The following is a 24,172-nucleotide window of genomic DNA, read 5'->3' on the forward strand; positions in this document are numbered from 1 at the left end:
GCAGCACAATTCGCTGAGCCTGTTAAAATGCCGGCCCATTTCGTGACTGACTCCTGAATTTACCTATGTCCCGACTCAATCCCCGGCAGCAAGAAGCCGTGAGCTACGTCGGCGGCCCTCTTTTGGTGCTCGCCGGTGCTGGCTCCGGCAAGACCAGCGTGATCACGCGCAAAATCGCGCACCTGATCCAGAACTGCGGCATCCGCGCCCAGTACATCGTCGCCATGACCTTTACCAACAAGGCCGCCCGCGAGATGAAGGAACGGGTTGGCACCCTGCTGCGCGCCGGCGAAGGCCGTGGCCTGACGGTCTGCACCTTCCACAACCTGGGCCTGAACATCATCCGCAAGGAACACGTGCGGCTGGGCTACAAACCGGGCTTCTCGATCTTCGACGAGACCGACGTCAAGGCCCTGATGACCGACATCATGCAGAAGGAATACTCGGGCGACGACGGCGTCGACGAGATCAAGAACATGATCGGCGCCTGGAAAAACGACCTGATCCTGCCGGCCCAGGCCCTGGAAAACGCGCGCAACCCCAAGGAACAGACTGCTGCCATCGTCTACACCCACTACCAGCGCACGCTCAAGGCGTTCAACGCGGTGGATTTCGACGACCTGATCCTGCTCCCGGTGAAGCTGTTCGAAGAACACGCCGACATCCTGGAAAAATGGCAGAACAAGGTGCGCTACCTGCTGGTCGATGAATACCAGGACACCAACGCCAGCCAGTACCTGCTGGTGAAAATGCTCATCGGCAAACGCAACCAGTTCACCGTGGTGGGCGACGACGACCAGTCGATCTACGCCTGGCGCGGCGCGCGCCCGGAAAACCTGATGCTGCTCAAGGACGACTACCCCTCCTTGAAAGTGGTGATGCTGGAGCAGAACTATCGCTCCACCAGCCGCATCCTGCGCTGCGCCAACGTGCTGATCTCGAACAACCCCCACGAATTCGAAAAACAGTTGTGGAGTGAAATGGGCCACGGCGACGAGATCCGCGTGATCCGGTGCCGCAACGAGGACGCCGAAGCCGAGCGCGTGGCCATGGAAATCCTCAGCCTGCACTTGCGCACCGACCGCCCGTACAGCGATTTCGCGATCCTGTATCGCGGCAACTACCAGGCCAAGCTGATCGAGCTGAAATTGCAGCACCACCAGGTGCCGTATCGCCTGTCCGGCGGCAACAGCTTTTTCGGTCGCCAGGAAGTAAAGGACCTGATGGCCTACTTCCGCCTGATCGTGAACCCGGACGACGACAACGCGTTCCTGCGGGTGATCAACGTGCCGCGCCGCGAGATCGGCTCGACCACGCTGGAGAAGCTGGGCAACTACGCCACCGAGCGCAAGATCTCGATGTACGCCGCCACCGACGAAATCGGCCTGGGCGAGCATCTCGACAGCCGCTTCACCGATCGCCTGTCGCGCTTCAAGCGCTTCATGGACAGGGTGCGCGAGCAGTGTGCCGGCGAAGACCCGATCTCGGCCCTGCGCAGCATGGTCATGGACATCGACTACGAGAACTGGCTGCGCACCAACAGCTCCAGCGACAAGGCCGCCGATTACCGCATGGGTAACGTCTGGTTCCTGATCGAGGCGCTGAAGAACACCCTGGAAAAAGACGAAGAAGGCGAGATGACCGTCGAGGACGCCATCGGCAAACTCGTCCTGCGCGACATGCTCGAGCGCCAACAGGAAGAGGAAGACGGCGCCGAAGGCGTGCAGATGATGACTTTGCATGCGTCCAAGGGCCTGGAATTCCCCTACGTGTTCATCATGGGCATGGAGGAGGAAATCCTCCCGCACCGCTCCAGCATCGAAGCCGACACCATCGAAGAAGAACGTCGCCTGGCCTATGTGGGCATTACCCGTGCGCGCCAGACCCTGGCCTTCACCTTCGCCGCCAAGCGCAAGCAGTACGGCGAGATCATCGATTGCGCGCCGAGCCGCTTCCTCGATGAGTTGCCGCCGGACGACCTGGCCTGGGAAGGCAACGACGACACACCGACCGAAGTCAAAGCCGTGCGAGGCAACAACGCATTGGCGGATATACGCGCGATGTTAAAGCGCTAGAATTGACCACTTTTTTAAAACCTTAGGGCGCACAAGGCGCCAACAGAGGACAGCTTCATGGAAGCCCTGCACAAGAAAATTCGCGAAGAAGGCATCGTGCTTTCCGACCAGGTCCTGAAAGTCGACGCCTTTCTGAACCACCAGATCGACCCGGCCCTGATGAAGTTGATCGGCGACGAATTCGCCACGCTGTTCAAGGATTCGGGCATCACCAAGATCGTCACCATCGAAGCCTCGGGCATCGCCCCGGCGATCATGACCGGTCTGAACCTTGGCGTGCCGGTGATCTTCGCCCGCAAGCACCAGTCCCTGACCCTGACCGAAAACCTGCTGTCGGCAACCGTGTACTCGTTCACCAAGCAGACCGAAAGCACCGTGGCCATCTCTCCGCGCCACCTGACCAGCAGCGACCGCGTGCTGATCATCGATGACTTCCTGGCCAACGGTAAGGCGTCCCAGGCACTGATTTCGATCATCAAACAGGCCGGCGCCACCGTGGCGGGCCTGGGTATCGTTATCGAGAAGTCGTTCCAGGGTGGTCGTGCAGAGCTGGACTCGCAGGGTTATCGCGTAGAGTCCCTGGCCCGTGTGAAGTCGCTGGCCGGTGGCGTCGTGACGTTCATCGACTGATCCGCCACACCGCAAAACCAGTGTGGGAGCGGGCTTGCTCGCGAAAGCGGTGTGTCAGTCAAAGTTGATGTCGACTGACACATCGCTTTCGCGAGCAAGCCCGCTCCCACATTTGTTTTGTGTTGGCTGTTATTGCGCAGTGGCTTTCAGGCCCGTGAGCAACAGCCGCTGAAACAAATCTTCCTTGAGGCCTTCCGGATCGGTCAATTGCATCCGCTCCAGATGCTCTGGAAACAACGCAGGCTCCGGCGCATCCAGCGCTGCCTTGCCCAACTCCAGCACCTCGCTCAGCTTGAACTTGCTCTTGAGCCAGTTCAGCGCCCGCAACACATCCCGCTCGACCTCGGTGAAATCACAACCCAGTGGGTACTCTGGAAATAGCTGCGGATGCCGCGCCTGAATCTCCTGCAAACGCTGCGGGCTGTTATCGGTAAAGCGCGGATCGAGACGGAAGTCCTTGGGCAGTTTGCCGACTTTCTGTGCCTGCGCGATCAGCCCCGACTGGAAACGTGAGTCGCTGATATTTAACAGCGCTTCAATCACCGCCGCATCGGTCTTGCCCCGCAGGTCGGCGATGCCGTACTCGGTGACCACGATGTCCCGCAGATGCCGCGGAATCGTGCAGTGACCATACTCCCAGACGATGTTCGAGTTGACGTCGCCTCCAGACTCACGCCAGCTGCGCAGCAGCAACACCGAACGCGCGCCTTGCAACGCATGCCCCTGCACCACGAAGTTGTATTGCCCGCCTACGCCGCTGAGCACACGTCCGTCTTCGAGCTGATCCGCCACCGCGGAACCGAGCAAGGTCACGGTGAACGCGGTGTTGATGAACCTCGCATCCAGGCGCTGCAAGCGCTTGAGTTCTTCCTGGCCGTAGAGCTCGTTGATGTAGCTGATGCGGGTCATGTTGAATTCAAGCCGCTTGCTCTGCGGCAACTCACGCAGGCGTTCATAGTAGCTGCGCGGCCCAAGGAAGAATCCGCCGTGCACCGAGATGCCATCGGTTTGCGCAGCCTCGTCGAGGGTGCCGGCATTCGCCTGCTGTTGGGTCGCCGCGTCCGGATAAACCTTGCGCCGCACGATCCCGGCATCGGCCAGCACCAACAAGCCGTTGACGAACATTTCGCTGCAGCCATACAGGCCTTTGGCGAAGGGCTCGATGCCGCCTTCGCGCTCGATCAGTTGCGCCCAGTGGCTGAGGTTTACGTCTGCCAGCAAAGCCCTGTATCCGTCGTTGTCGGCTTGCCGCGCCAGCAGCGCCGCCGTCAGCGCATCACCCATGGAACCGATGCCGATCTGCAAGGTGCCGCCGTCACGCACCAGAGTGCTGGCGTGCAGGCCGATGAAATGGTCCTGAAAGCCCACCGGCATGTTTGGCGTGGAAAACAGCGTGGTGTTGTCCTTCTCATCGATCAGCAGGTCAAAGGTGTCGATGCCCAGTTCCGCATCGCCGGGCATGTAAGGCAGATCGTTGTGTACTTGGCCGACCATCAGGATGGTTTCTCCGGCGGCGCGGCGCTTGGCGATCATCGGCAATAGGTCGAGGGTGATGTCCGGGTTGCAACTGAGGCTCAAGCGGTCGGGATGCTCGGCATGGCTGGCCACCAGTTGCGCCACCAGGTTCAACCCGGCGGCGTTGATGTCCCGGGCCGCATGGCTGTAGTTGCTGCTGACGTAATCCTGTTGCGCCGTAGCACTGTTGAGCAGGCTGCCAGGCTGCATGAAGAACTGCTGGATGTGGATGTTGCCCGGTAAACCCTCGCGACGCAGGTCGGCGAGAAACTCCAGCTCCGGATAATCGCCGAACACACGTTCGACAAAGGGTTCTAGAAATCGCTTTTGCAAACCATCGCCCAAGGGTGGACGCCCCAGACACAACGCGGTGTAGATCGTCAGTCGTCGCTCGGGCAACTGTGCGATTCGTCGATACAGCGCGTTGACGAAGTGATTGGGTTTGCCCAACCCCAGAGGCAAGCCCATGTGAATATGCGTCGGCAATCTCGCCAACACGTCATCGACCGCTTGCTCGATTGAACACAGCTGCACCATCAGGTCCTCCCTTACATTCCATGACGTGGGGTTGGACCGAGCTTGCCGGGGATTCGCTGCAATGAACAGCCCGTTAATGCCAATCGACTGCCACAAAAACCTTGTAGGAGCGAGCTCGCTCGCGAAGAACCTGAGAGCACCGCGGGGTGCCAGGTTTCCAGCGTTATCGTTGACGACCATCGCGAGCGAGCTCGCTCCTACAAGGGTCAGCGCGGAATTGCAGGCACAAAAAAACCGTCCTGGGACGGTTTTTTGCGAACGATGCGGCGCCTTATTTCAGGCCGGACATCTTCTGGATGGCGCCTTTGAGCTCGGCGTCTGCACAATCGGCGCAGGTGCCTTTTGGCGGCATCGCGTTGATGCCGGAGATCGCCTTGGCGAGCAAGCCGTCAACACCACCTTCTTTCTTGGCACGCTCGCCCCAAGCGGCGGCATCACCGATTTTCGGCGCGCCCAACAGGCCTGAACCGTGGCAAGCGTTGCAATGTTTTGCAATCACTTCATCCGGGGTTTTCGCTCCACCACCGCCGCCAGCGGAAGCGGCCACTTCCATGCCCTTGCACTCTTTACCCTGAACACAAACCTGGCCGACTGGCTCAAGGCGTTTGGCAATATTGTCGTTGGTCGCAGCCTGAGCGCTGACACTGACAGCCCATAGGGCCAATACGGTTGCTGGTGCAGCCAGCATTTTCATAATTAGGTTCACGCGTTCACCCTCAATGGTGGCTAGTCACGCCTACGGCCACGGTTCGCAGGCGGGCGCAAGTATAGCGGTAAGCCCGCCGCACTGAAACAACCCCAAAGTCGGAGGGGTCTTAGGCCGCGACGGAAAAACAGCCCGGGCGCCTCTGCGATGCTGGCAGGACGCCTCTTTTCTTAGAAATTCGCTGGTGTGGCTGCGCTGATTAGTCGCGCTGGCACATCGAACGGATTACGGAAACGGTGTGGCTTGGTACTTTCAAAGTAGTAGCTATCGCCGGCTTCGAGGACAAAAGTTTCGAGACCGACCACCAGTTCCAGTTTTCCTTCGACCAGGATGCCGGTTTCCTCGCCCTCATGGGTGAGCATCTCGTCACCGGTGTCGGCGCCTGGCGGATAGATTTCATTGAGGAATGCGATGGCCCGGCTCGGGTGCGCCCGGCCGACCAATTTCATGGTCACTGCGCCATCGGAAATGTCGATCAGCTCATTGGCCTTGTAGACGATCTGAGTCGGTTTTTCCTGCAGGATTTCTTCGGAAAAGAACTCGACCATGGACATGGGAATCCCGCCCAGCACTTTACGCAGCGAACTGATCGAAGGGCTCACGCTGTTCTTTTCGATCATCGAAATCGTGCTGTTGGTGACCCCCGCCCGTTTGGCGAGTTCACGCTGGGAAAGGCCTTTGAGCCTACGGATGGATTGCAGTCGTTCACCGACGTCCAAAGCTAGCGCCTCCAGGATTCAGAAATGTTGGAATAGTGAGCGTTATCATGGCGACAGCGTTCAGTATTTACAACACCTTGACCTGAATCCTGCTCAGCGAGGCGACTTCCGGTCTGGAGCCCTGCTCACTAAGCCCCGGAATAGAGCAGTGGCACTCGGCGCAGGTTGCAGAAGATCTGGTAAGGAATCGTGCCGGCAGCCATGGCCACATCACTGGCGAGAATGTTCTTGCCCCACAACTCGACGGTCGAACCGAGACCGGCCTGCGGTACATCGGTCAGGTCGATGCAGAGCATGTCCATCGATACCCGGCCGATCAACTGGCTGCGCTGCCCGGCAACCAGCACGGGGGTGCCGGTTGGTGCCAGACGTGGGTAGCCGTCGGCGTAACCCATGGCCACCACGCCAATACGCATCGGTTTGGGGGTGATGAATTTGGCGCCGTAACCGACGGGCTCGCCAGCCGGCAACTCGCGCACACTGATCACCTTCGATTCCAGGGTCATGACCGGTTGCAGCCGCGATGCTACTTCGTTGGCTTCTTCGAAGGGCGTGGCGCCATACAGCATGATGCCTGGGCGCACCCAGTCACTCGGTATCTGCGGCCAACCGAGCACCGCCGGCGAGTTGCGCAGGCTGACCTCGGCGGACAAGCCCTTGCGCGCCGCTTCAAATACCGCCACCTGCTCCGCGCTGGCCTGTTCGTGCAGTTCGTCGGCACGCGCAAAGTGGCTCATCAGTACCACTTTTGCGACCTTGCCGCTGGCCAGCAGCCGTTGATAGGCCGCCTGATAATCCGCCGGGTGCAGCCCCACGCGATGCATACCCGAATCGAGCTTCAGCCACACGGTGATCGGCTTGCTCAACGCTGCTTTCTCGATGGCTTCGAGCTGCCACAGCGAATGCACCACGCACCAGAAATCATGCTCGACGATCAGCGCCAGCTCGTCGGCTTCGAAAAAGCCTTCCAACAGCAGGACCGGCGCACGAATGCCCGCCGCCCGCAGCTCCAACGCCTCTTCGATGCAGGCCACGGCAAACCCGTCCGCCTCGGCTTCCAGCGCCTGGGCGCAACGCACCGCGCCATGGCCATAGGCATCGGCCTTGATCACCGCGAGGGCACGAGCCCCCGTGAGTTCACGGGCGATCCGGTAGTTGTGACGCAGGGCTTGAAGGTCGATCAGGGCACGGGCAGGACGCATGGCGGCAGACTTCTGGTCGGGTTATCGGGAAGAAAAACCGGTGCTGGCTGACAGCGTTAACCACCAACAGCACCGGGAGAGGGATCTTTTCTGACAGGCTTATGGCAGAGCGGCGACAACCGACAACTCGACCAGGATTTCCGGTTCGCACAATTTCGATTCAACGGTGGCTCGGGCGGGAGCGACGCCTTTTGGCAACCACTTGTCCCACACCGCGTTCATGCCTTCGAAATGCGCGTCGATGTCCTTCAGGTAAATCGTCACCGACAGCAGATTGTGCTTGTCGGTGCCGGCCAGATCGAGCAACCGCTCGATGTTGGCCAGTGTTTCGCGGGTCTGCTGTTCAATCCCGGCGTTCATGTCGTCGCCCACCTGTCCGGCCAGGTAAACCGTGCCGTTATGGGTGACGATCTGACTCATGCGCTCATTGGTGAGCTGGCGCTGGACTGACATGCTTAGCAGACTCCTGGGTTTTGTTGCCATAACGGGAAATATCGAGGCCTTCGGCGCTGATCTGCGGCTTTCTCTTGGCCATCAGGTCCGCCAGCAAGCGACCGGAGCCACAGGCCATGGTCCAGCCCAGCGTGCCGTGACCGGTGTTCAGGAACAGGTTCTTGAACGGTGTGGCGCCTACGATTGGCGTGCCATCTGGAGTGGTCGGACGCAGGCCGGTCCAGAAGCTCGCTTCGGCCAGATTGCCGCCCTGAGGATAAAGGTCGTTGACGATCATCTCCAGGGTTTCGCGCCGGCGCGGATTCAGCGACAGGTCAAAACCGGCGATCTCCGCCATGCCGCCAACGCGGATGCGGTTGTCGAAACGGGTGATCGCGACCTTGTAGGTCTCGTCGAGAATGGTCGAAGTCGGGGCCATTGCCGGGTTGGTGATCGGCACGGTCAGGGAGTAGCCCTTGAGCGGGTACACCGGCGCCTTGATCCCCAGTGGTTTGAGCAGTTGCGGCGAGTAGCTGCCGAGGGCCAGCACGTAGCGGTCGGCGGTTTCCAGCTTGCCGTCGATCCATACGCCGTTGATGCGGTCACCGGCGAAGTCGAGGCGCTGAATGTCCTGGCCGAAACGGAATTGCACACCGAGGTTCGCGGCCATCTCGGCGAGCTTGGTGGTGAACATCTGGCAGTCGCCGGTTTGGTCGTTCGGCAGGCGCAGGGCACCGGCGAGGATATCGGTGACGCTGGCCAAGGCCGGCTCAACGCGGGCAATGCCTTCGCGGTCGAGCAATTCGAACGGCACGCCGGACTCTTTCAGCACGGCGATATCTTTCGCGGCGCCGTCCAGTTGAGCCTGGGTGCGGAACAGTTGGGTCGTACCAAGGCTACGGCCTTCGTAGGCAATGCCGGTTTCGGCACGCAGTTCATCGAGGCAGTCACGGCTGTACTCGGACAGACGGACCATGCGCTCCTTGTTCACCGCGTAACGGCTGGCAGTGCAATTGCGCAGCATCTGTGCCATCCACAGGTACTGGTCGATGTCGGCCGTGGCCTTGATCGCCAGCGGCGCGTGGCGCTGCAACAGCCACTTGATGGCCTTGAGAGGCACGCCCGGCGCGGCCCACGGCGAGGCATAACCCGGCGAGACCTGCCCGGCATTGGCGAAACTGGTCTCCATGGCAGCGGCCGGCTGCCGGTCCACAACCACCACTTCAAACCCGGCACGGGCCAGATAATAAGCACTGGTGGTACCGATGACGCCGCTACCCAAGACCATGACGCGCATTTTCATATCCCTCATCGCGGCTAACCGCTGACGTTTGTTATTCAGAGCTTCAGATGTGCGCAGTGTAAAAAAGATTTGCCAGTGCATTTCACTATATAAGCGCCTATATTTGGCGACAATTCTCGGCAAAAACCCTTTTCACGGAGGCGCATCCCCTATGCGTACCAACACTCAGACCAAACGTGAGCTGGACAAGATCGACCGCAACATCCTGCGGATCCTGCAAGCGGACGGGCGGATTTCCTTTACCGAGCTTGGGGAAAAGGTCGGGCTCTCGACCACGCCCTGTACCGAGCGGGTCCGGCGTCTGGAGCGCGAAGGGATCATCATGGGCTACAACGCCAGGCTCAATCCGCAGCATCTGAAGGGTAGTCTGCTGGTGTTCGTCGAGATCAGCCTGGACTACAAATCCGGCGATACTTTCGAAGAGTTCCGGCGTGCGGTGCTGAAATTGCCCCATGTGCTGGAGTGCCACCTGGTGTCAGGGGATTTCGACTACCTGGTGAAGGCGCGGATTTCCGAGATGGCCTCGTACCGCAAATTACTGGGCGACATCCTGCTCAAGCTGCCCCATGTGCGCGAGTCCAAGAGTTACATCGTGATGGAAGAGGTGAAAGAGAGCCTGACTCTGCCGATTCCGGATTGAGTATTGCGGTGTCTATTCGGCCGCTTTCGCGAGCAAGCCCGCTCCCACAGTGGATCAGTGTCAAACACAAACTCTGTGTTCACTGAAGATCGAATGTGGGAGCGGGCTTGCTCGCGAATGCAGGCGACTCGGTCTCTCTTAAACCAACACCTGCCGGTTCGAGGCCATGTACTCGAACACCTGCTTCTCCACCCGCGGATGAATCAGCTCCACTGGCCCCCGCCCATTGGGGCACGGCAGGGTCTTGGTGGTGCCGAACAACCGGCAGATCAGCGGCCGCTCGTCATACACCGTGCAACCATTGGGCCCCAGGTGCACACAGTTGAGTTCTTCCATGGCGGCATCCTGCTCGGCGCGGGTCTTGCGCGGCAGGCGTGACATTTCTTCCGGCGAGGTGGTCACCGGGCCGCAGCAGTCATGGCAGCCGGGAACGCACTCGAACGAGGGAATCTGCTGTCGCAATGTGCGGATTGTCTGGCTGTTGCAGCTCATTGAAGCGGTGACCAATAGCGGAATAGAGCGCGATTCTGACGCAAAAGCCCCGATCCAGACAGCAGCAGCCGACCAATGTTGCCCGTCCGGGAAGGTCCGGCTTATGCTCCGTCAAGTTTTCTAAACATCAACACCAGGATCACGCACATGAACCCTCGTGCTCAGCAGCCTGCTCCGGACCACATCGCCTCCTACTACGCTGCCAGCAGCCTGCCGCAGCCCGAACTTCCGGCGCTCAAAGGCGAAGTGCTGGCCGATGTCTGTGTGGTGGGCGGTGGGTTTTCCGGGTTGAACACGGCGCTTGAGCTGGCCGAACGCGGCCTCAGCGTAGTGTTGCTTGAAGCCCATAGAATCGGCTGGGGCGCCAGCGGTCGAAATGGCGGGCAACTGATTCGCGGCGTCGGCCACGGCCTCGATCAGTTCACCAACATCATCGGTGTCGAAGGTGTTCGGCAAATGAAACTCATGGGCCTGGAAGCCGTGGAAATCGTCCGGCAACGGGTCGAGCACTTCCAGATCCCCTGCGACCTGACCTGGGGATATTGCGACCTCGCCAACAAGCCCCGTGACCTTGAAGGTTTCGCCGAGGATGCAGAAGAGCTGCGCAGCCTCGGTTATCGCTACGAGACCCGTTTGCTGCAAGCCAACGAGATGCACACCGTGGTCGGCTCCACGCGTTACGTCGGCGGCCTGATCGACATGGGCTCGGGGCACCTGCATCCACTGAACCTGGCCTTGGGCGAAGCATCCGCGGCACAACGACTGGGGGTCCAGTTATTCGAGCACTCGGCCGTGACCCGCATCGACTATGGCACAGAGGTCAAGGTCCATGCCGCCGAGGGCTCGGTGCGCGCCAAGACCCTGGTACTGGGTTGCAATGCCTACCTCAATGACCTCAACCCGGAACTCAGCGGCAAAGTCCTGCCCGCCGGCAGCTACATCATCGCCACCGAACCACTGAGCGAAGAACAGGCCCACGCCCTGCTGCCGCAGAACATGGCAGTCTGTGACCAGCGCGTGGCGCTGGACTACTACCGGCTCTCGGCGGACCGGCGCCTGCTGTTTGGTGGTGCCTGCCATTACTCCGGCCGCGACCCCAAAGACATCGCTGCGTACATGCGTCCGAAAATGCTGGAGGTCTTCCCGCAACTGAGTGCAGTGAAGATCGATTACCAATGGGGCGGCATGATCGGTATCGGCGCCAACCGCCTGCCGCAGATCGGGCGACTCAAGGACCAGCCGAATGTGTATTACGCCCAGGCCTATTCCGGTCATGGCGTGAACGCCACACACCTGGCCGGCAAGCTGTTGGCCGAAGCCATCAGCGGCCAGCACAGCGGCGGCTTCGATCTGTTTGCCAAGGTGCCGCACATCACATTCCCGGGTGGCAAGCATTTGCGTTCACCGTTGCTGGCATTGGGGATGTTGTGGCATCGGTTTAAAGAGTTGGTCTGAAGGTTTAGCTGGGCCTGTACCGACGCCATCGCGAGCAAGCTCGCTCCCACAGTGTTTGGCAGTGTTCACAAAATTTGTGTTCACCACCGTTCCTTGTGGGAGCGAGCTTGCTCGCGATGAGGCCCTGAAGAACACCGCAAAACTCAGATCCGCCAGAAAGGCTTCAGCCCCTCCTCTCGCGCCTGCTCCCGTGTCAGCCCGACGTCCTTGAGCTGGTCAGCCGTCAGGGCCAGCAACGCCTTGCGCGTGTGCAGGCGACGCCAGAACCGATCCCAGCGACTAAGGTCGGACGACGCATTGCCCATGCCCCCCTCCCGCGTGCCGTTGTTCTGCCCGGTCGCCAGCTCCTGACTGTGTAACGTCAGCCGCACATCGCTCAAACCGTTCATCTTGGATGCTCCTGTTTACTTGGGTAGCCAGAGGTTCCATGATGCGTGGGCGCGCAAAAGCATTACAGATTCAAAACAGCTGTATTAACTCCATACAGTTTTGCCGATTCCGCCACTGAATCCCGATTTTTTGCCCGATCTGTACTGGTTAACCAAATCACCCTTATCGAGGCTGCACCATGACCCTTTACGTCAACCTCGCCGAATTGCTCGGCACACGTATCGAGCAGGGCTTCTATCGCCCCGGTGACCGGCTGCCTTCGGTTCGGGCACTGAGCGTCGAGCACGGCGTCAGCCTGAGCACAGTGCAGCAGGCCTATCGGGTGCTGGAGGACAGCGGGCTGGCCATGCCTCGGCCCAAGTCCGGGTACTTCGTCCCGGCCAGCCGCGAACTGCCGGATTTGCCGGCAGTCGGCCGCCCGGCCCAACGGCCGGTGGACATTTCCCAATGGGATCAAGTGCTGGAGTTGATTCGCGCCGTTCCGCGCAAAGACGTGGTGCAACTGGGTCGCGGCATGCCGGACATCACCAGTGCGACCATGAAACCGCTGCTGCGTGACCTGGCGCGAATCAGCCGGCGGCAGGACATGCCCGGCCTGTATTACGACAATATCCATGGCAACCTCGAACTGCGCGAACAGATCGCTCGCCTGATGCTCGACTCCGGCTGCCAGTTGAGCGCCAGCGAGCTGGTGGTCACCACTGGATGCCATGAAGCGCTGTCCACCAGCGTTCGCGCGATTTGCGAGCCGGGGGACATTGTCGCGGTGGACTCGCCGAGCTTTCACGGCGCGATGCAGACCCTCAAGGGCCTGGGCATGAAGGCCCTGGAAATCCCCACCGATCCACTGACCGGCATCAGCCTCGAAGCGCTGGAACTGGCCCTGGAACAGTGGCCGATCAAGGTCATACAGTTGACCCCCAACTGCAACAACCCGTTGGGCTACATCATGCCGGAGTCGCGCAAACGCGCGTTGTTGACGCTTGCGCAGCGCTATGACGTGGCGATCATCGAGGACGATGTGTATGGCGAGCTCGCCTACACCTACCCGCGTCCGCGCACGATCAAGTCCTTCGACGAGGACGGTCGCGTCCTGTTGTGCAGTTCGTTTTCCAAGACCCTGGCACCCGGCCTGCGCATCGGCTGGGTCGCGCCCGGTCGCTATCTGGAACGGGTACTGCACATGAAATACATCAGCACCGGATCCACCGCGCCACAACCACAGATCGCCATCGCCGAATTCCTGAAAGGTGGCCACTTTGAACCGCATTTGCGGCGGATGCGTACGCAATACCAGCGCAATCGCGACATGATGATTGATTGGGTGACCCGCTACTTCCCGACCGGCACCCGCGCCAGTCGCCCACAGGGCAGCTTCATGCTGTGGGTCGAACTACCGGAAGGTTTCGACACCCTGAAACTGAATCGTGCATTGCACGACCAGGGCGTACAGATTGCCGTGGGCAGTATTTTTTCCGCCTCGGGCAAGTACCGCAATTGCCTGCGCATGAACTACGCTGCCAAGCCAACACCGCAGATCGAAGACGCAGTACGCAAGGTCGGTACGACAGCGATCAGACTGCTGGCGGAAAACGATCAGCTCAGCGACTGAGCCTTCTTCGGGAATCAGCGTACATATGCCTATCTGCGCCGCCAAACGGAGTTGGTGGCGGCGCTTCAATGCCTGGCTGAGCAATTCGGTTGGCTGGGGACGATGTTGTAAGACTCGACCGCCACAGTCCTGCGATGCTAATCAGGCTGGCTGAGCGGCGCCAAACGCCCCTTGCCGCGACACCACAATCAGCACGCCCAAGGCCCCCACTGCCATCAGCAACGGCAACGCATGGCCGTTGATCCACTGACTGCCGGCACCCGCCAGCAGCGGCCCGATCAGACAACCAATCCCCCACAGCTGTGCAATATGCGCGTTGGCCCGCACCAGTGCATCGTCGCGATAACGCTCGCCGATCAGGATCAGTGACAAGGTGAACAAGCCACCGGCACTGGCGCCAAACAAGACCCACAGCGGCCAGATAAGCAGCGTGTCGATCAGCATCGGAATCGCCAGGCTCGACACCAGCAAGACGACTGCGCAGCCGGTGAACAACGCCCGTCGCGACAAACGATCAGCCAACGCACCAATCGGCAATTGCAGCACCGCATCGCCGACGACCACCGTACTGACCATCGCCAGAGCAATCTCCGTGGTGAAGCCCTGGCGCAGGCAGTAAACCGGCAACAGCGTCAAAATCATCGCCTCGAACGCGGCGAACAGCGACACCGCCCAGGCAATCGCCGGCAGGCCACGACAAAACTCAAGCAAATCACGCAGGGTCACGCTGCTGGCTTCACTGCTCGGCGCGCCACTGCGGCCCAGCAACAGGAACGGAGCCCCCATCAGCAAGCCGACGCCCACCCAAAAGCCATAGTCATGCTCGGTACCGAGGAAGCCCAACAACACCGGCCCCGCCAGCTGACTCAATGCGTAGCTGCTGCCATACAGCGCCACCAGCCGCCCGCGCCATTGCTCGACCACCAGTTGGTTGATCCAGCTTTCACCGATGATGAATACAAGGGTCAGGATCACCCCGATCATCAGCCGCAACACCAACCAGATCGGATAGCTCGGCAACAGCGCCAGCAAACCGATCGAAACCGCCCCGGCCCACAGGCACAGGCGCATCAAATTGGCCGTGCCGAATCGCGCCGCCAGATGGCTGGAGATTTTCGCCCCCAGCAGGACGCCGATGGCTGGCATCGCGGCCATCACGCCAATGGCAAACGAGCCGTAGCCCCAGCTTTCCAGGCGAAACGACACCAGCGGCATGCTGACACCCAGGGCCAGGCCGACACTCAGGACAGATGCCAAAACGGCGAAATAAGTCGCCCAACGCATGTTCCACGCTCCTGTGGATATTTTTATGTACAACACAAAACATTGTGGGAGCGAGCTTGCTCGCGATGACGGAGCAACATTCAACATTGAAGTCGACTGTTACACCGCTATCGTGAGCAAGCTCGCTCCCACAAGGGATCTGTGTCGTTCGGGAGGCCTGCTCTACAACAGACCTCCCTTAACGGCTTACAACTTGATCCAGGTCGCCTTCAGCTCGGTGTATTTGTCGAACGCGTGCAGGGACTTGTCGCGACCGTTGCCGGACTGCTTGAAGCCACCGAACGGAGCGGTCATGTCGCCGCCATCGTACTGGTTGACCCACACACTACCGGCACGCAGTGCGCGGGCGGTGAGGTGGGCCTTGGAAATGTCGGCCGTCCAGACCGCAGCAGCCAGGCCGTACGGTGTGTCGTTGGCGATCGCGATGGCTTCTTCGACGCTGTCGAATGCGATGACCGACAGTACCGGGCCGAAGATTTCTTCCTGGGCGATTTTCATCGCGTTGCTTACGCCATCGAAAATCGTCGGCTCAACGTAAGTGCCGCCAGTTTCCTGGAGCGTACGCTTGCCACCGGCCACCAGCTTGGCGCCGTCGGCATGACCGGACTCGATGTAGGACAGTACGGTGTTCATCTGCTGGGTATCGACCAGCGCGCCAACATTGGTCGCCGGATCCAGCGGATTGCCCGGCTTCCAGGCCTTCAGCGCCTCGATCACCAGCGGCAGGAATTTATCCTTGATCGAACGCTCCACCAGCAGGCGCGAACCGGCGGTGCAGACTTCGCCCTGGTTGAAGGCGATGGCACCAGCAGCGGCTTCGGCAGCATCCTGCAGATTCGGCGCATCGGCGAACACGATATTCGGGCTCTTGCCGCCGGCTTCGAGCCAGACTCGCTTCATGTTCGACTCGCCGGAGTAGATCAGCAATTGCTTGGCGATTTTGGTCGAGCCGGTGAATACCAGGGTGTCGACGTCGTTGTGCAGGGCCAAGGCCTTGCCGACGGTGTGACCGTAACCCGGCAGCACGTTCAGCACGCCTTTCGGGATGCCGGCTTCGACAGCCAGTTCAGCGATGCGGATGGCGGTCAGCGGGGATTTTTCGGACGGCTTGAGGATCACCGAGTTACCGGTGGACAGCGCAGGACCGAGTTTCCAGCACGCCATCATCAGCGGGAAGTTCCACGGCACGATGGCGCCCACAACACCCACCGGCTCACGGGTCACAAGGCCCAACTGATCGTGCGGAGTGGCTGCCACTTCGTCGTAGATCTTGTCGATGGCTTCGCCGCTCCAGCTCAAGGCTTGCGCCGCGCCGGGAACGTCGATGTACAGGGAATCGCTGATCGGCTTGCCCATGTCCAGGGTTTCAAGCAGGGCCAGCTCTTCGGCGTGCTGTTTGAGCAGGCCGGCAAAACGGATCATGGTGGACTTGCGTTTGGTCGGCGCCAGACGCGACCAGACACCGGAATTGAACGTGGCGCGAGCGTTTTCCACGGCGCGCTGGGCATCGGCGGCGTCACAACTGGCAATCTTGCCGAGCAGACGGCCATCGACCGGGCTGACGCACTCGAATGTCTCGCCGGAAACGGCGTCGGTGTATTCGCCATTGATATAGGCGCGACCTTCGATTTTCAGGTCGCGGGCACGTTGTTCCCAGTCGGCACGGGTCAGGGTGGTCATGCGAGTGTCCTCCTCTTATTGATACGACACCCGCGTTCTTCGCGGGCGCTGTCAGGAATTCTGCCCGGCCAGCCTGCTTTTCGGCCCAAGGCATCCACCACCCTAAACCAGCCGCCCATGAAGTTTCAATATATTTGACATAACGCCGGCAAACGGCCTTGCGATGTTCATTTTAATAAACATAGACTTTGGCAACACCAACGCAATGACGGGGGAATACAACAATGAGCATCCAGAATATCGTCGACTTCAGCCAGGCCACCACTGCCGCCGAACGCTATCGCCCGGATCCGACCAAAGTACTGAAGGGTGATCCTGAGCAAGTGGTGTACAACCACTACAACAGCCCTTGCGGCCAATTGAACGCCGGCGTGTGGGAAGGGGCTGTCGGCCAGTGGACGGTAAACTTCACCGAGCACGAATACTGCGAAATCGTGCAGGGAGTTTCCGTGATACGTGACCTCGACGGCAACGCCAAGACGCTGCGTGTGGGTGATCGCTTCGTGATCCCGGCAGGCTTTCGCGGCACCTGGGAAGTGCTGGAGCCATGCCGCAAGATCTATGTGGCGTTTGAACAGAAGGCTTGAAGACTTGCGTTGTCAGGGCTGGCCCCTTCGCGAGCAAGCCCGCTCCCACATTCGAGCTTCAGTGAACACCACATTTGTGTCCGGCGACAATCAAGTGTGGGAGCGGGCTTGCTCGCGAAAGGGCCCTGACAGGCACTGCATAACCCACAGGCAACAAAAAAGGCCCGTATCTCGCGATACGGGCCTTTTTCGTAAGAGGGAAAAATCAATTACTTGATTTTGCCTTCTTTGTAGATCACGTGCTTGCGAACAACCGGATCATATTTCTTGATCTCGATTTTGTCCGGAGTAGTACGCTTGTTCTTGTCGGTAGTGTAGAAGTGACCAGTACCGGCGCTCGAAATCAAACGAATCAATTCACGCATGATTAGCTCCCTTAAACCTTGCCATCGCGGCGAAGTTCGGCCAGCACGACAGTGATGCCACGCTTGTCGATGATACGCATGCCTTTGGCAGATACGCGCAGACGCACAAAACGTTTCTCTTCTTCAACCCAGAAGCGGTGATGCTGCAGGTTCGGCAGGAAACGACGACGGGTTTTGTTGTTTGCGTGGGAAATGTTATTCCCAGTCACCGGACCCTTACCGGTAACTTGACAGACTCTAGACATGCCTCAGCCCTCTAAAACCACATGCCCAACCCGGCATGGGTTGGCCGCTTAATCTCTCAGTCATTTGGCGCCAGGCGCCGCGTTTCTTTAGAGGTCTTACCGGCTACACCTACAGTGAAGGAACCGGGCCCCTAGAAAAGAGCGCTGCTTTATACCAGAAAGACTAGAGAGCAACAACATTCAGTGTGCGTTGAATTCACAAAAACCCCGTTTTTCTGGCTCCGAGCGCCTTGGACAAAGGCTATCGTCGATGGCGACCGCTCGTCGCAGAAAATCGTTCAGCGAGCCATCCAAGGGGTTTGCTCAACCGCTGCACAGCAAAATCAGTCGCCTATAGTCCCCTTAAAATGAAAAAGGGGATAGTCATTTGCAAAAGAGCCCACTAGGGTAGGCCTTTTCCAGACTGCACTTGCAGATGGGCCTTCGACCTGTATAGGAAGCCGACCATGCGCCTTGCTGCCCTACCGCTGTTGCTCGCCCCGCTTCTGCTGAGCCCACAGGCATTTGCCGCCGCCCTGAGCGTCTGCACCGAGGCCAGCCCTGAAGGGTTCGACGTGGTGCAGTACAACTCGCTGACCACCACCAATGCCTCGGCCGATGTGTTGATGAATCGCCTGGTGGACTTTGACACAGCCAGTGGCAAGGTGGTCGCCAGCCTCGCCGACAGCTGGGAAGTCAGCCCCGATGGCCTGATCTACGTGTTCAAGTTGCACCCGCAGGTGAAATTCCATCGCACCGAGTACTTCACCCCGACGCGTGACCTGAGCGCTGAGGACGTGATTTTCAGCTTCGACCGCATGCTCGATCCGGCCAATGCGTGGCACAAAGTCGCCCAGAGCGGCTTCCCGCATGCGCAATCGATGCAGTTGCCTGCACTGATCAAGAAGATCGACGCCCTCGATCCCCAGACCGTGCGTTTCACCCTCGACCACCCGGACTCGACCTTCCTGGCGACCCTGAGCATGGGCTTCGCCTCGATCTATTCGGCCGAATACGCCGACAAACTGATGAAGGCCGGCACACCCGAGAAGCTCAACAGCCAGCCGATCGGCACAGGGCCGTTCGTTTTCACTCGCTTCCAGAAGGACGCCTCGGTTCGCTACAAAGCCAACCCCGACTACTTCGGTGGCAAACCCTCTGTAGATCCGCTGATCTTTGCCATCACCCCGGACGCCAACGTGCGCCTGCAGAAATTGCGCCGCAACGAATGCCAGATCGCCCTGTCGCCCAAGCCTCTGGACGTACAGGAAGCGCTGAAAGAGCCGACGCTGAAAGTCGAAAAGACTGACGCGTTCATGACCGCATTCGTCGGCATCAACAGTCAGCATCCGCCACTGGACAAGCCTGAAGTCCGCCAGGCCATCAACCTTGCCTTCGACAAGGCCAACTATGTCAAAGCCGTGTTCGAAGACACTGCCGAGGCGGCCAACGGTCCGTATCCGCCCAACACCTGGAGCTACGCGAAAGGTCTGCCGGGTTACCCTCACGACATCGCCAAGGCCAAGGGCTTGATGGCCAAGGCCGGACTCAAGGACGGCTTCCAGACCACGATCTGGACCCGCCCTTCCGGCAGCCTGCTTAACCCCAATCCAAGCCTTGGCGCCCAACTGCTGCAGTCTGACCTCGCCGAAATCGGCATTCAGGCCGAAATCCGCGTGATCGAATGGGGCGAACTGATCCGCCGCGCCAAGGCCGGTGAGCACGACTTGCTGTTCATGGGCTGGGCCGGTGACAACGGTGACCCGGACAACTTCCTCACGCCGCAGTTTTCCTGCGCGGCGGTCAAGTCCGGCACCAACTTCGCCCGCTACTGCAATCAGGACCTGGACAAGCTGATCAGCGCCGGCAAGACCACCGGTGAGCAAGGTGTGCGTAGCAAACTCTACGAACAGGCCCAGGCTCAGATCCAGCAGCAAGCGCTGTGGCTACCACTGGCTCACCCGACAGCCTTCGCGCTGACGCGCAAGGATGTCGAGGGGTATTCGGTCAGTCCGTTCGGCCGGCAGGATTACTCCAAGGTCAACCTCAAATAATCTGACACAACACAAAACCTGTGGGAGCGAGCTTGCTCGCGATAGCGGACTTTCAGGCAACATCAATGCTGAATGTGCCGACGCCATCGCGAGCAAGCTCGCTCCCACATGGAAAGCGTGCTTCTCACATCCTGCCTACATCCAGCCATACTCCGCCATCGACAACGGGTCGCCATCGCCGATGATGAAATGGTCGAGCACCCGCACGTCAATCAACTCCAGCGCCTTTTGCAGGCGCTTGGTCAGCACCCGGTCGGACTGACTTGGGTCGGTGTTGCCCGAAGGATGGTTGTGACAGAGGATCAATGCCGCTGCGTTGTTGGCCAGGGCGCGCTTGACCACCTCTCGCGGATGAACGCTGGTGTTGTCGATGGAGCCGCGGAACAGCGTCTCGAACGCCAGTACCTGATGCCTGGAATCGAGAAACAGGCAACCAAACACCTCGTGTGGCTCGTGGCGCAGCATCGATTTCAGATACTCGCGAACCGCGTGCGGACTCTCCAGTGCCGATTTATGGCGCGCACGCTCGGCCAGATGACGCCTGCTCATTTCTTGCGCAGCCTGTAACTGCGCAAATTTCGCCGGCCCAAGTCCCAACTGCTTGCTGAACGCTTCCTGATCGGCTTCAAGCAACAAACGCAGGCTGCCAAACTGATTCAACAGGTGTCGCGCCAGATCTACTGCACTTTTACCCACCACGCCCGTGCGTAAAAAGATCGCCAGCAATTCGGCATCCGAAAGGCTTCCCGCGCCCCGCTCAAGCAACCTCTCCCGCGGCCGTTCCGCCGCCGGCCAATCGCGAATACTCATAGCACCTCCCTGTCTGTGGGCACCGCTGTTCCGTAGCGGTCGCTGTGATATCGTAGCCCATCTTTTTTGCGGGCGAATTCACCCTGGGGAGGGGGTTTCGCCACGTATGTCACCAACGAATTGAAAGGCAGGCCTATGCAGCGGCTGTATCGGAAACGCATTGTTCTGGGCGTCGGCGGCGGTATCGCTGCCTACAAGAGCGCCGACCTGGTTCGCCGCCTGATCGATCAGGGCGCCGAAGTGCGCGTGGTCATGACCCGTGGCGGCGCAGAGTTCATCACCCCGTTGACCATGCAGGCCCTGTCCGGGCACCCGGTCCATCTGGACCTGCTGGACCCGGCGGCCGAGGCGGCCATGGGCCACATCGAACTGGCCAAATGGGCCGATCTGGTGCTGATCGCCCCCGCCACGGCGGACCTGATCGCCCGCCTGGCCCAAGGCATCGCCGACGATCTGCTGACCACGCTGGTGCTGGCCACCGACGCAGTGGTCGCCGTCGCGCCGGCAATGAACCAGGCGATGTGGCGCGATCCGGCGACCCAGGCCAACCTGCAAACCCTCGAAAGCCGCGACATCAAGGTTTTCGGCCCGGCTTCCGGCAGCCAGGCCTGCGGCGACGTCGGCCTGGGGCGCATGCTCGAAGCCCTTGAACTGGCCCAGTGCGCCGCCGACTGCTTCCAGCGTCAGGCACTGACCGGCAAACACGTGCTGATTACGGCCGGCCCGACCCAGGAAAACATCGACCCGGTGCGCTACATCACCAACCACAGCTCCGGAAAAATGGGCTTTGCCCTGGCCGAAGCCGCTGTGGAGGCCGGTGCCCGCGTGACCCTGATCACCGGTCCCGTGCACCTGCCGACTCCGGATCGCGTCAACCGCATCGACGTGGTCAGCGCCCGCGACATGCTGGCTGCCTGCGAAGCGGCGATCCCTTGCGACCTGTTCATCGCCTCGGCAGCGGTCGCGGATTACCGTCCGGAAGTCGTCGCCCCGCAGAAACTCAAGAAAGATCCTACGAACGGCGACGGCTTGTTGCTACAGATGGTGCGTAACCCGGACATCCTGGCCACCATCGCCACCCGCCCCGACCGCCCGTTCAGCGTCGGTTTCGCCGCCGAGACCGAACACCTGCTCGATTACGCTGCACGCAAGTTGAAAGACAAGAACCTCGATCTGATCGTCGCCAACGACGTCGCCAACCCGAGCATTGGCTTCAACAGCGAAGAAAACGCCTGCAGCGTCATCGACCGTGAGCTTCACGCCACACTTTTCGCCCAGACCAGCAAGAGCAAGATTGCTCGCCAGCTGATCACTTTTATCGCCGAACGTCTGAACCAGGTTTAATTTACATGCACGCTTTGCAAGCCAAGATTCTCGACCCCCGCATCGGTACCGAATTCCCGCTGCCGCAATACGCCACACCGGGCTCCGCCGGCCTCGACCTGCGCGCCATGCTGGAACAGGACACCGTAATCAAGCCGGGTGAAACCGTGCTGATCCCCACCGGCCTTTCGGTCTATATCGGCGACCCGAACCTGGCGGCGCTGATTCTGCCGCGCTCGGGGATGGGCCATAAGCACGGCATCGTGCTGGGCAACCTGGTGGGGCTGATCGACTCCGACTACCAAGGCCCATTGATGGTTTCCTGCTGGAACCGTGGCCAGACCGAGTTCACCATGCCGGTTGGTGAGCGCCTGGCGCAGCTGGTGCTGGTACCGGTGGTGCAGGCTCACTTCGAGATGGTTGAAGAGTTTGTTGAAACCGAGCGCGGCACCGGCGGCTTCGGCCATACCGGCACCCGCTGATCCGGTCTTGCTCTTCTTGTTGCGGGGGATCTGACTCCCTCGCCACAAAATTCAAATTGTCATCTGCAAGGTTTAGCTCCGAAAATCAAGGCATTGCCCGGTCAAACCCTTGTCGTCAGGGGCGTCATGGCCCTTTCACACCACGAACTCTCTGTGGAAAACGCCGTCATACCTTTCAGTTTGAACCTGCCACCGAATGAATCGGCGGCCTGTCCAGCCACTTTCGAGATGGAGCATTTCCACAGATGAACACCCCGGCCAAAATCGCACCCAAGTTCCCTGACAGCATCTTCCGCGCCTACGACATCCGCGGCACCGTCCCGGAATTCCTGAACGCCGAAACCGCTTACTGGATCGGCCGCGCCGTCGGCTCCCAAAGCCTGGCCCAGGGCGAGCCAAACGTGTCCGTCGGCCGCGATGGCCGTTTGTCCGGCCCGGAGCTGGTCGCGCAACTGATCAAAGGCATCGCCGACAGCGGCTGCCACGTCAGTGATGTCGGCCTGGTCCCGACTCCGGCGCTTTACTACGCCGCCAACGTACTGGCCGGCAAATCCGGCGTGATGCTCACCGGCAGCCACAACCCGTCGAACTACAACGGTTTCAAGATCGTCATCGCCGGTGACACCCTGGCCAACGAACAGATCCAGGCCCTGCACGACCGCCTCAAGACCAACAACCTGAGCAGCGGCCAGGGCAGCATCACCCAGGTCGAGATCCTCGACCGCTACACCACCGAAATCGTCCAGGACATCAAGCTGGCCCGTCGCCTGAAAGTGGTCGTCGATTGCGGTAACGGCGCGGCCGGTGTGATCGCTCCGCAACTGATCGAAGCGCTGAACTGCGAAGTCATCCCGCTGTTCTGCGAAGTGGACGGCAACTTCCCGAACCACCACCCGGACCCGGGCAAGCCTGAAAACCTCGTGGACCTGATCGCCAAGGTCAAGGAAACCAACGCTGACATCGGCCTGGCCTTCGACGGCGATGGCGACCGCGTCGGTGTGGTGACCAATACCGGCAGCATCGTCTACCCGGACCGCCTGCTGATGCTGTTCGCCCGCGACGTCGTGGCACGCAACCCGGGCGCCGAAATCATCTTCGACGTCAAATGCACCCGCCGCCTGATCCCGCTGATCAAGGAATACGGCGGCCGATCGCTAATGTGGAAGACCGGTCACTCGTTGATCAAAAAGAAAATGAAACAATCCGGCGCCCTGCTGGCTGGCGAAATGAGCGGGCACATCTTCTTCAAGGAGCGCTGGTTCGGTTTCGACGACGGCATTTACAGCGCCGCGCGGTTGCTGGAGATCCTCAGCAAGGAAAAATCCTCGGCCGAAGAGTTGTTCGCGACCTTCCCGAACGATATTTCTACGCCGGAAATCAATATCCATGTGACCGAAGAGAGCAAATTCAGCATCATTGATGCATTGCACGACGCGCAGTGGGGCGAAGGCGCCGACCTGACCACCATTGACGGCGTGCGAGTCGACTATGCCAAAGGCTGGGGCCTGGTACGCGCATCCAACACCACACCGGTGCTGGTGCTGCGTTTCGAGGCCGATGACGAGGCTGAATTGCAGCGCATCAAGGACGTTTTCCACGCCCAGTTGAAGCGTGTTGCACCTGATCTCCAACTACCGTTCTGATTCACCCGGAGC

General features: G+C 60.1%; 22 protein-coding genes and 1 pseudogene. 10 read left to right on the top strand and 13 right to left on the bottom strand.

Features of this window, described 5'->3' with window-relative positions:
* Positions 1-65 precede the first annotated feature (65 nt).
* Entirely contained in the window at positions 66-2,075 is a 2,010-nt protein-coding gene (rep, locus tag PspS34_RS27480) for a DNA helicase Rep (protein WP_007989511.1), read from the top strand.
* 57 nt (positions 2,076-2,132) lie between these two features.
* On the top strand, positions 2,133-2,705 hold the full coding sequence (locus PspS34_RS27485; protein WP_102669385.1) for a xanthine phosphoribosyltransferase: 573 nt from the start codon (positions 2,133-2,135) through the stop codon (positions 2,703-2,705).
* Between the two features lie 129 nt (positions 2,706-2,834).
* Here the strand turns inward: PspS34_RS27485 and PspS34_RS27490 are convergent, their stop codons facing one another.
* The 6 genes from PspS34_RS27490 to dadA all read right to left on the bottom strand — a co-directional run bounded on the left by PspS34_RS27490 (position 2,835) and on the right by dadA (position 9,113).
* Positions 2,835-4,757 (bottom strand): acetyl-CoA hydrolase/transferase C-terminal domain-containing protein, encoded by a 1,923-nt coding sequence (locus PspS34_RS27490; protein WP_154860894.1) that lies wholly within the window; start codon positions 4,755-4,757, stop codon positions 2,835-2,837.
* Between the two features lie 271 nt (positions 4,758-5,028).
* Positions 5,029-5,451, bottom strand: a complete 423-nt coding sequence (locus PspS34_RS27495) for a c-type cytochrome (RefSeq protein WP_154861057.1) — start codon at positions 5,449-5,451, stop codon at positions 5,029-5,031.
* A 182-nt stretch (positions 5,452-5,633) separates the two neighbouring features.
* Complete coding sequence (locus tag PspS34_RS27500) at positions 5,634-6,182, bottom strand: cupin domain-containing protein (protein WP_008023455.1); 549 nt, start codon at positions 6,180-6,182, stop codon at positions 5,634-5,636.
* A 128-nt stretch (positions 6,183-6,310) separates the two neighbouring features.
* The gene (alr, locus tag PspS34_RS27505; protein ID WP_154860893.1) at positions 6,311-7,384 is read right to left on the bottom strand and encodes an alanine racemase; all 1,074 of its coding nucleotides are present in this window, start codon (positions 7,382-7,384) and stop codon (positions 6,311-6,313) included.
* 99 nt (positions 7,385-7,483) lie between these two features.
* Entirely contained in the window at positions 7,484-7,837 is a 354-nt protein-coding gene (locus PspS34_RS27510) for a RidA family protein (RefSeq protein WP_090452150.1), read from the bottom strand.
* Positions 7,809-9,113 (bottom strand): D-amino acid dehydrogenase, encoded by a 1,305-nt coding sequence (gene dadA / locus PspS34_RS27515; RefSeq protein WP_057716537.1) that lies wholly within the window; start codon positions 9,111-9,113, stop codon positions 7,809-7,811. The genes PspS34_RS27510 and dadA overlap by 29 nt, the downstream gene beginning before the upstream one ends.
* 157 nt (positions 9,114-9,270) lie before the next feature.
* Between dadA and PspS34_RS27520 the strand changes: the two genes are divergently transcribed.
* A complete protein-coding gene (locus PspS34_RS27520) occupies positions 9,271-9,759 on the top strand; it encodes an Lrp/AsnC ligand binding domain-containing protein (protein WP_007975155.1) in 489 nt (162 codons plus the stop codon).
* A 138-nt stretch (positions 9,760-9,897) separates the two neighbouring features.
* On the opposite strand, the gene PspS34_RS27525 is transcribed toward PspS34_RS27520, so the two are convergent.
* The gene (locus PspS34_RS27525; RefSeq protein ID WP_057398678.1) at positions 9,898-10,251 is read right to left on the bottom strand and encodes a YkgJ family cysteine cluster protein; all 354 of its coding nucleotides are present in this window, start codon (positions 10,249-10,251) and stop codon (positions 9,898-9,900) included.
* Between the two features lie 147 nt (positions 10,252-10,398).
* On the opposite strand from PspS34_RS27525, the gene PspS34_RS27530 reads away from it, so the two are divergent.
* Entirely contained in the window at positions 10,399-11,706 is a 1,308-nt protein-coding gene (locus PspS34_RS27530) for an FAD-binding oxidoreductase (RefSeq protein ID WP_154860892.1), read from the top strand.
* A 143-nt stretch (positions 11,707-11,849) separates the two neighbouring features.
* Here PspS34_RS27530 and PspS34_RS27535 read toward each other — a convergent pair whose 3' ends face one another.
* On the bottom strand, positions 11,850-12,095 hold the full coding sequence (locus PspS34_RS27535; RefSeq protein WP_150815259.1) for a DUF1127 domain-containing protein: 246 nt from the start codon (positions 12,093-12,095) through the stop codon (positions 11,850-11,852).
* A 179-nt stretch (positions 12,096-12,274) separates the two neighbouring features.
* Here PspS34_RS27535 and PspS34_RS27540 point away from each other — a divergent pair, with 179 nt between their 5' ends.
* Positions 12,275-13,708: a PLP-dependent aminotransferase family protein gene (locus tag PspS34_RS27540; RefSeq protein ID WP_154860891.1), complete on the top strand. Its 1,434-nt coding sequence runs from the start codon at positions 12,275-12,277 to the stop codon at positions 13,706-13,708.
* A 141-nt stretch (positions 13,709-13,849) separates the two neighbouring features.
* Here PspS34_RS27540 and PspS34_RS27545 read toward each other — a convergent pair whose 3' ends face one another.
* Entirely contained in the window at positions 13,850-14,992 is a 1,143-nt protein-coding gene (locus tag PspS34_RS27545; RefSeq protein WP_154860890.1) for an MFS transporter, read from the bottom strand.
* A 186-nt stretch (positions 14,993-15,178) separates the two neighbouring features.
* Positions 15,179-16,672: an aldehyde dehydrogenase gene (locus PspS34_RS27550; protein ID WP_154860889.1), complete on the bottom strand. Its 1,494-nt coding sequence runs from the start codon at positions 16,670-16,672 to the stop codon at positions 15,179-15,181.
* A 224-nt stretch (positions 16,673-16,896) separates the two neighbouring features.
* Between PspS34_RS27550 and PspS34_RS27555 the strand changes: the two genes are divergently transcribed.
* Positions 16,897-17,259, top strand: coding sequence for a cupin domain-containing protein (locus tag PspS34_RS27555; RefSeq protein ID WP_057395874.1), 363 nt, complete (start codon positions 16,897-16,899; stop codon positions 17,257-17,259).
* A gap of 209 nt (positions 17,260-17,468) precedes the next feature.
* Here the strand turns inward: PspS34_RS27555 and rpmG are convergent, their stop codons facing one another.
* Positions 17,469-17,624: a 50S ribosomal protein L33 gene (rpmG, locus tag PspS34_RS27560; RefSeq protein WP_003177274.1), complete on the bottom strand. Its 156-nt coding sequence runs from the start codon at positions 17,622-17,624 to the stop codon at positions 17,469-17,471.
* Positions 17,625-17,635: 11 nt separating this feature from the next.
* Positions 17,636-17,869 carry a 50S ribosomal protein L28 gene (gene rpmB / locus PspS34_RS27565; protein ID WP_007975166.1) on the bottom strand — a complete coding sequence of 78 codons (234 nt, stop codon included), beginning with the start codon at positions 17,867-17,869 and terminating at the stop codon, positions 17,636-17,638.
* Positions 17,870-18,315: 446 nt separating this feature from the next.
* On the opposite strand from rpmB, the gene PspS34_RS27570 reads away from it, so the two are divergent.
* Positions 18,316-19,902 carry an ABC transporter substrate-binding protein gene (locus PspS34_RS27570; protein WP_150815264.1) on the top strand — a complete coding sequence of 529 codons (1,587 nt, stop codon included), beginning with the start codon at positions 18,316-18,318 and terminating at the stop codon, positions 19,900-19,902.
* Positions 19,903-20,037: 135 nt separating this feature from the next.
* On the opposite strand, the gene radC is transcribed toward PspS34_RS27570, so the two are convergent.
* The gene (gene radC / locus PspS34_RS27575; RefSeq protein WP_057712747.1) at positions 20,038-20,712 is read right to left on the bottom strand and encodes a DNA repair protein RadC; all 675 of its coding nucleotides are present in this window, start codon (positions 20,710-20,712) and stop codon (positions 20,038-20,040) included.
* 135 nt (positions 20,713-20,847) lie between these two features.
* Between radC and coaBC the strand changes: the two genes are divergently transcribed.
* From coaBC to PspS34_RS27590, 3 genes and pseudogenes are all read left to right on the top strand, one after another.
* Entirely contained in the window at positions 20,848-22,056 is a 1,209-nt protein-coding gene (gene coaBC / locus PspS34_RS27580) for a bifunctional phosphopantothenoylcysteine decarboxylase/phosphopantothenate--cysteine ligase CoaBC (RefSeq protein ID WP_090452162.1), read from the top strand.
* Between the two features lie 5 nt (positions 22,057-22,061).
* Positions 22,062-22,517: a dUTP diphosphatase gene (gene dut, locus PspS34_RS27585; RefSeq protein ID WP_007975171.1), complete on the top strand. Its 456-nt coding sequence runs from the start codon at positions 22,062-22,064 to the stop codon at positions 22,515-22,517.
* Positions 22,518-22,756: 239 nt separating this feature from the next.
* Positions 22,757-24,160 (top strand): annotated as a pseudogene (locus PspS34_RS27590) (phosphomannomutase/phosphoglucomutase); the annotation flags it as partial.
* Positions 24,161-24,172 lie beyond the last annotated feature (12 nt).

It is taken from the genome of Pseudomonas sp. S34 (assembly GCF_009866745.1).
In the GTDB taxonomy this organism is placed as follows: Bacteria; Pseudomonadota; Gammaproteobacteria; order Pseudomonadales; family Pseudomonadaceae; genus Aquipseudomonas; species Aquipseudomonas jessenii.

Coding starts and splice junctions, on each gene's coding strand:
- rep (WP_007989511.1), top strand. CDS start 66: ATGTCCCGACTCAATCCCCGGCAGCAAGAAGCCGTGAGCTACGTCGGC.
- PspS34_RS27485 (WP_102669385.1), top strand. CDS start 2,133: ATGGAAGCCCTGCACAAGAAAATTCGCGAAGAAGGCATCGTGCTTTCC.
- PspS34_RS27490 (WP_154860894.1), bottom strand. CDS start 4,757: ATGGTGCAGCTGTGTTCAATCGAGCAAGCGGTCGATGACGTGTTGGCG.
- PspS34_RS27495 (WP_154861057.1), bottom strand. CDS start 5,451: ATGAAAATGCTGGCTGCACCAGCAACCGTATTGGCCCTATGGGCTGTC.
- alr (WP_154860893.1), bottom strand. CDS start 7,384: ATGCGTCCTGCCCGTGCCCTGATCGACCTTCAAGCCCTGCGTCACAAC.
- PspS34_RS27510 (WP_090452150.1), bottom strand. CDS start 7,837: ATGTCAGTCCAGCGCCAGCTCACCAATGAGCGCATGAGTCAGATCGTC.
- dadA (WP_057716537.1), bottom strand. CDS start 9,113: ATGCGCGTCATGGTCTTGGGTAGCGGCGTCATCGGTACCACCAGTGCT.
- PspS34_RS27520 (WP_007975155.1), top strand. CDS start 9,271: ATGCGTACCAACACTCAGACCAAACGTGAGCTGGACAAGATCGACCGC.
- PspS34_RS27525 (WP_057398678.1), bottom strand. CDS start 10,251: ATGAGCTGCAACAGCCAGACAATCCGCACATTGCGACAGCAGATTCCC.
- PspS34_RS27530 (WP_154860892.1), top strand. CDS start 10,399: ATGAACCCTCGTGCTCAGCAGCCTGCTCCGGACCACATCGCCTCCTAC.
- PspS34_RS27535 (WP_150815259.1), bottom strand. CDS start 12,095: ATGAACGGTTTGAGCGATGTGCGGCTGACGTTACACAGTCAGGAGCTG.
- PspS34_RS27540 (WP_154860891.1), top strand. CDS start 12,275: ATGACCCTTTACGTCAACCTCGCCGAATTGCTCGGCACACGTATCGAG.
- PspS34_RS27545 (WP_154860890.1), bottom strand. CDS start 14,992: ATGCGTTGGGCGACTTATTTCGCCGTTTTGGCATCTGTCCTGAGTGTC.
- PspS34_RS27550 (WP_154860889.1), bottom strand. CDS start 16,672: ATGACCACCCTGACCCGTGCCGACTGGGAACAACGTGCCCGCGACCTG.
- PspS34_RS27555 (WP_057395874.1), top strand. CDS start 16,897: ATGAGCATCCAGAATATCGTCGACTTCAGCCAGGCCACCACTGCCGCC.
- rpmG (WP_003177274.1), bottom strand. CDS start 17,624: ATGCGTGAATTGATTCGTTTGATTTCGAGCGCCGGTACTGGTCACTTC.
- rpmB (WP_007975166.1), bottom strand. CDS start 17,869: ATGTCTAGAGTCTGTCAAGTTACCGGTAAGGGTCCGGTGACTGGGAAT.
- PspS34_RS27570 (WP_150815264.1), top strand. CDS start 18,316: ATGCGCCTTGCTGCCCTACCGCTGTTGCTCGCCCCGCTTCTGCTGAGC.
- radC (WP_057712747.1), bottom strand. CDS start 20,712: ATGAGTATTCGCGATTGGCCGGCGGCGGAACGGCCGCGGGAGAGGTTG.
- coaBC (WP_090452162.1), top strand. CDS start 20,848: ATGCAGCGGCTGTATCGGAAACGCATTGTTCTGGGCGTCGGCGGCGGT.
- dut (WP_007975171.1), top strand. CDS start 22,062: ATGCACGCTTTGCAAGCCAAGATTCTCGACCCCCGCATCGGTACCGAA.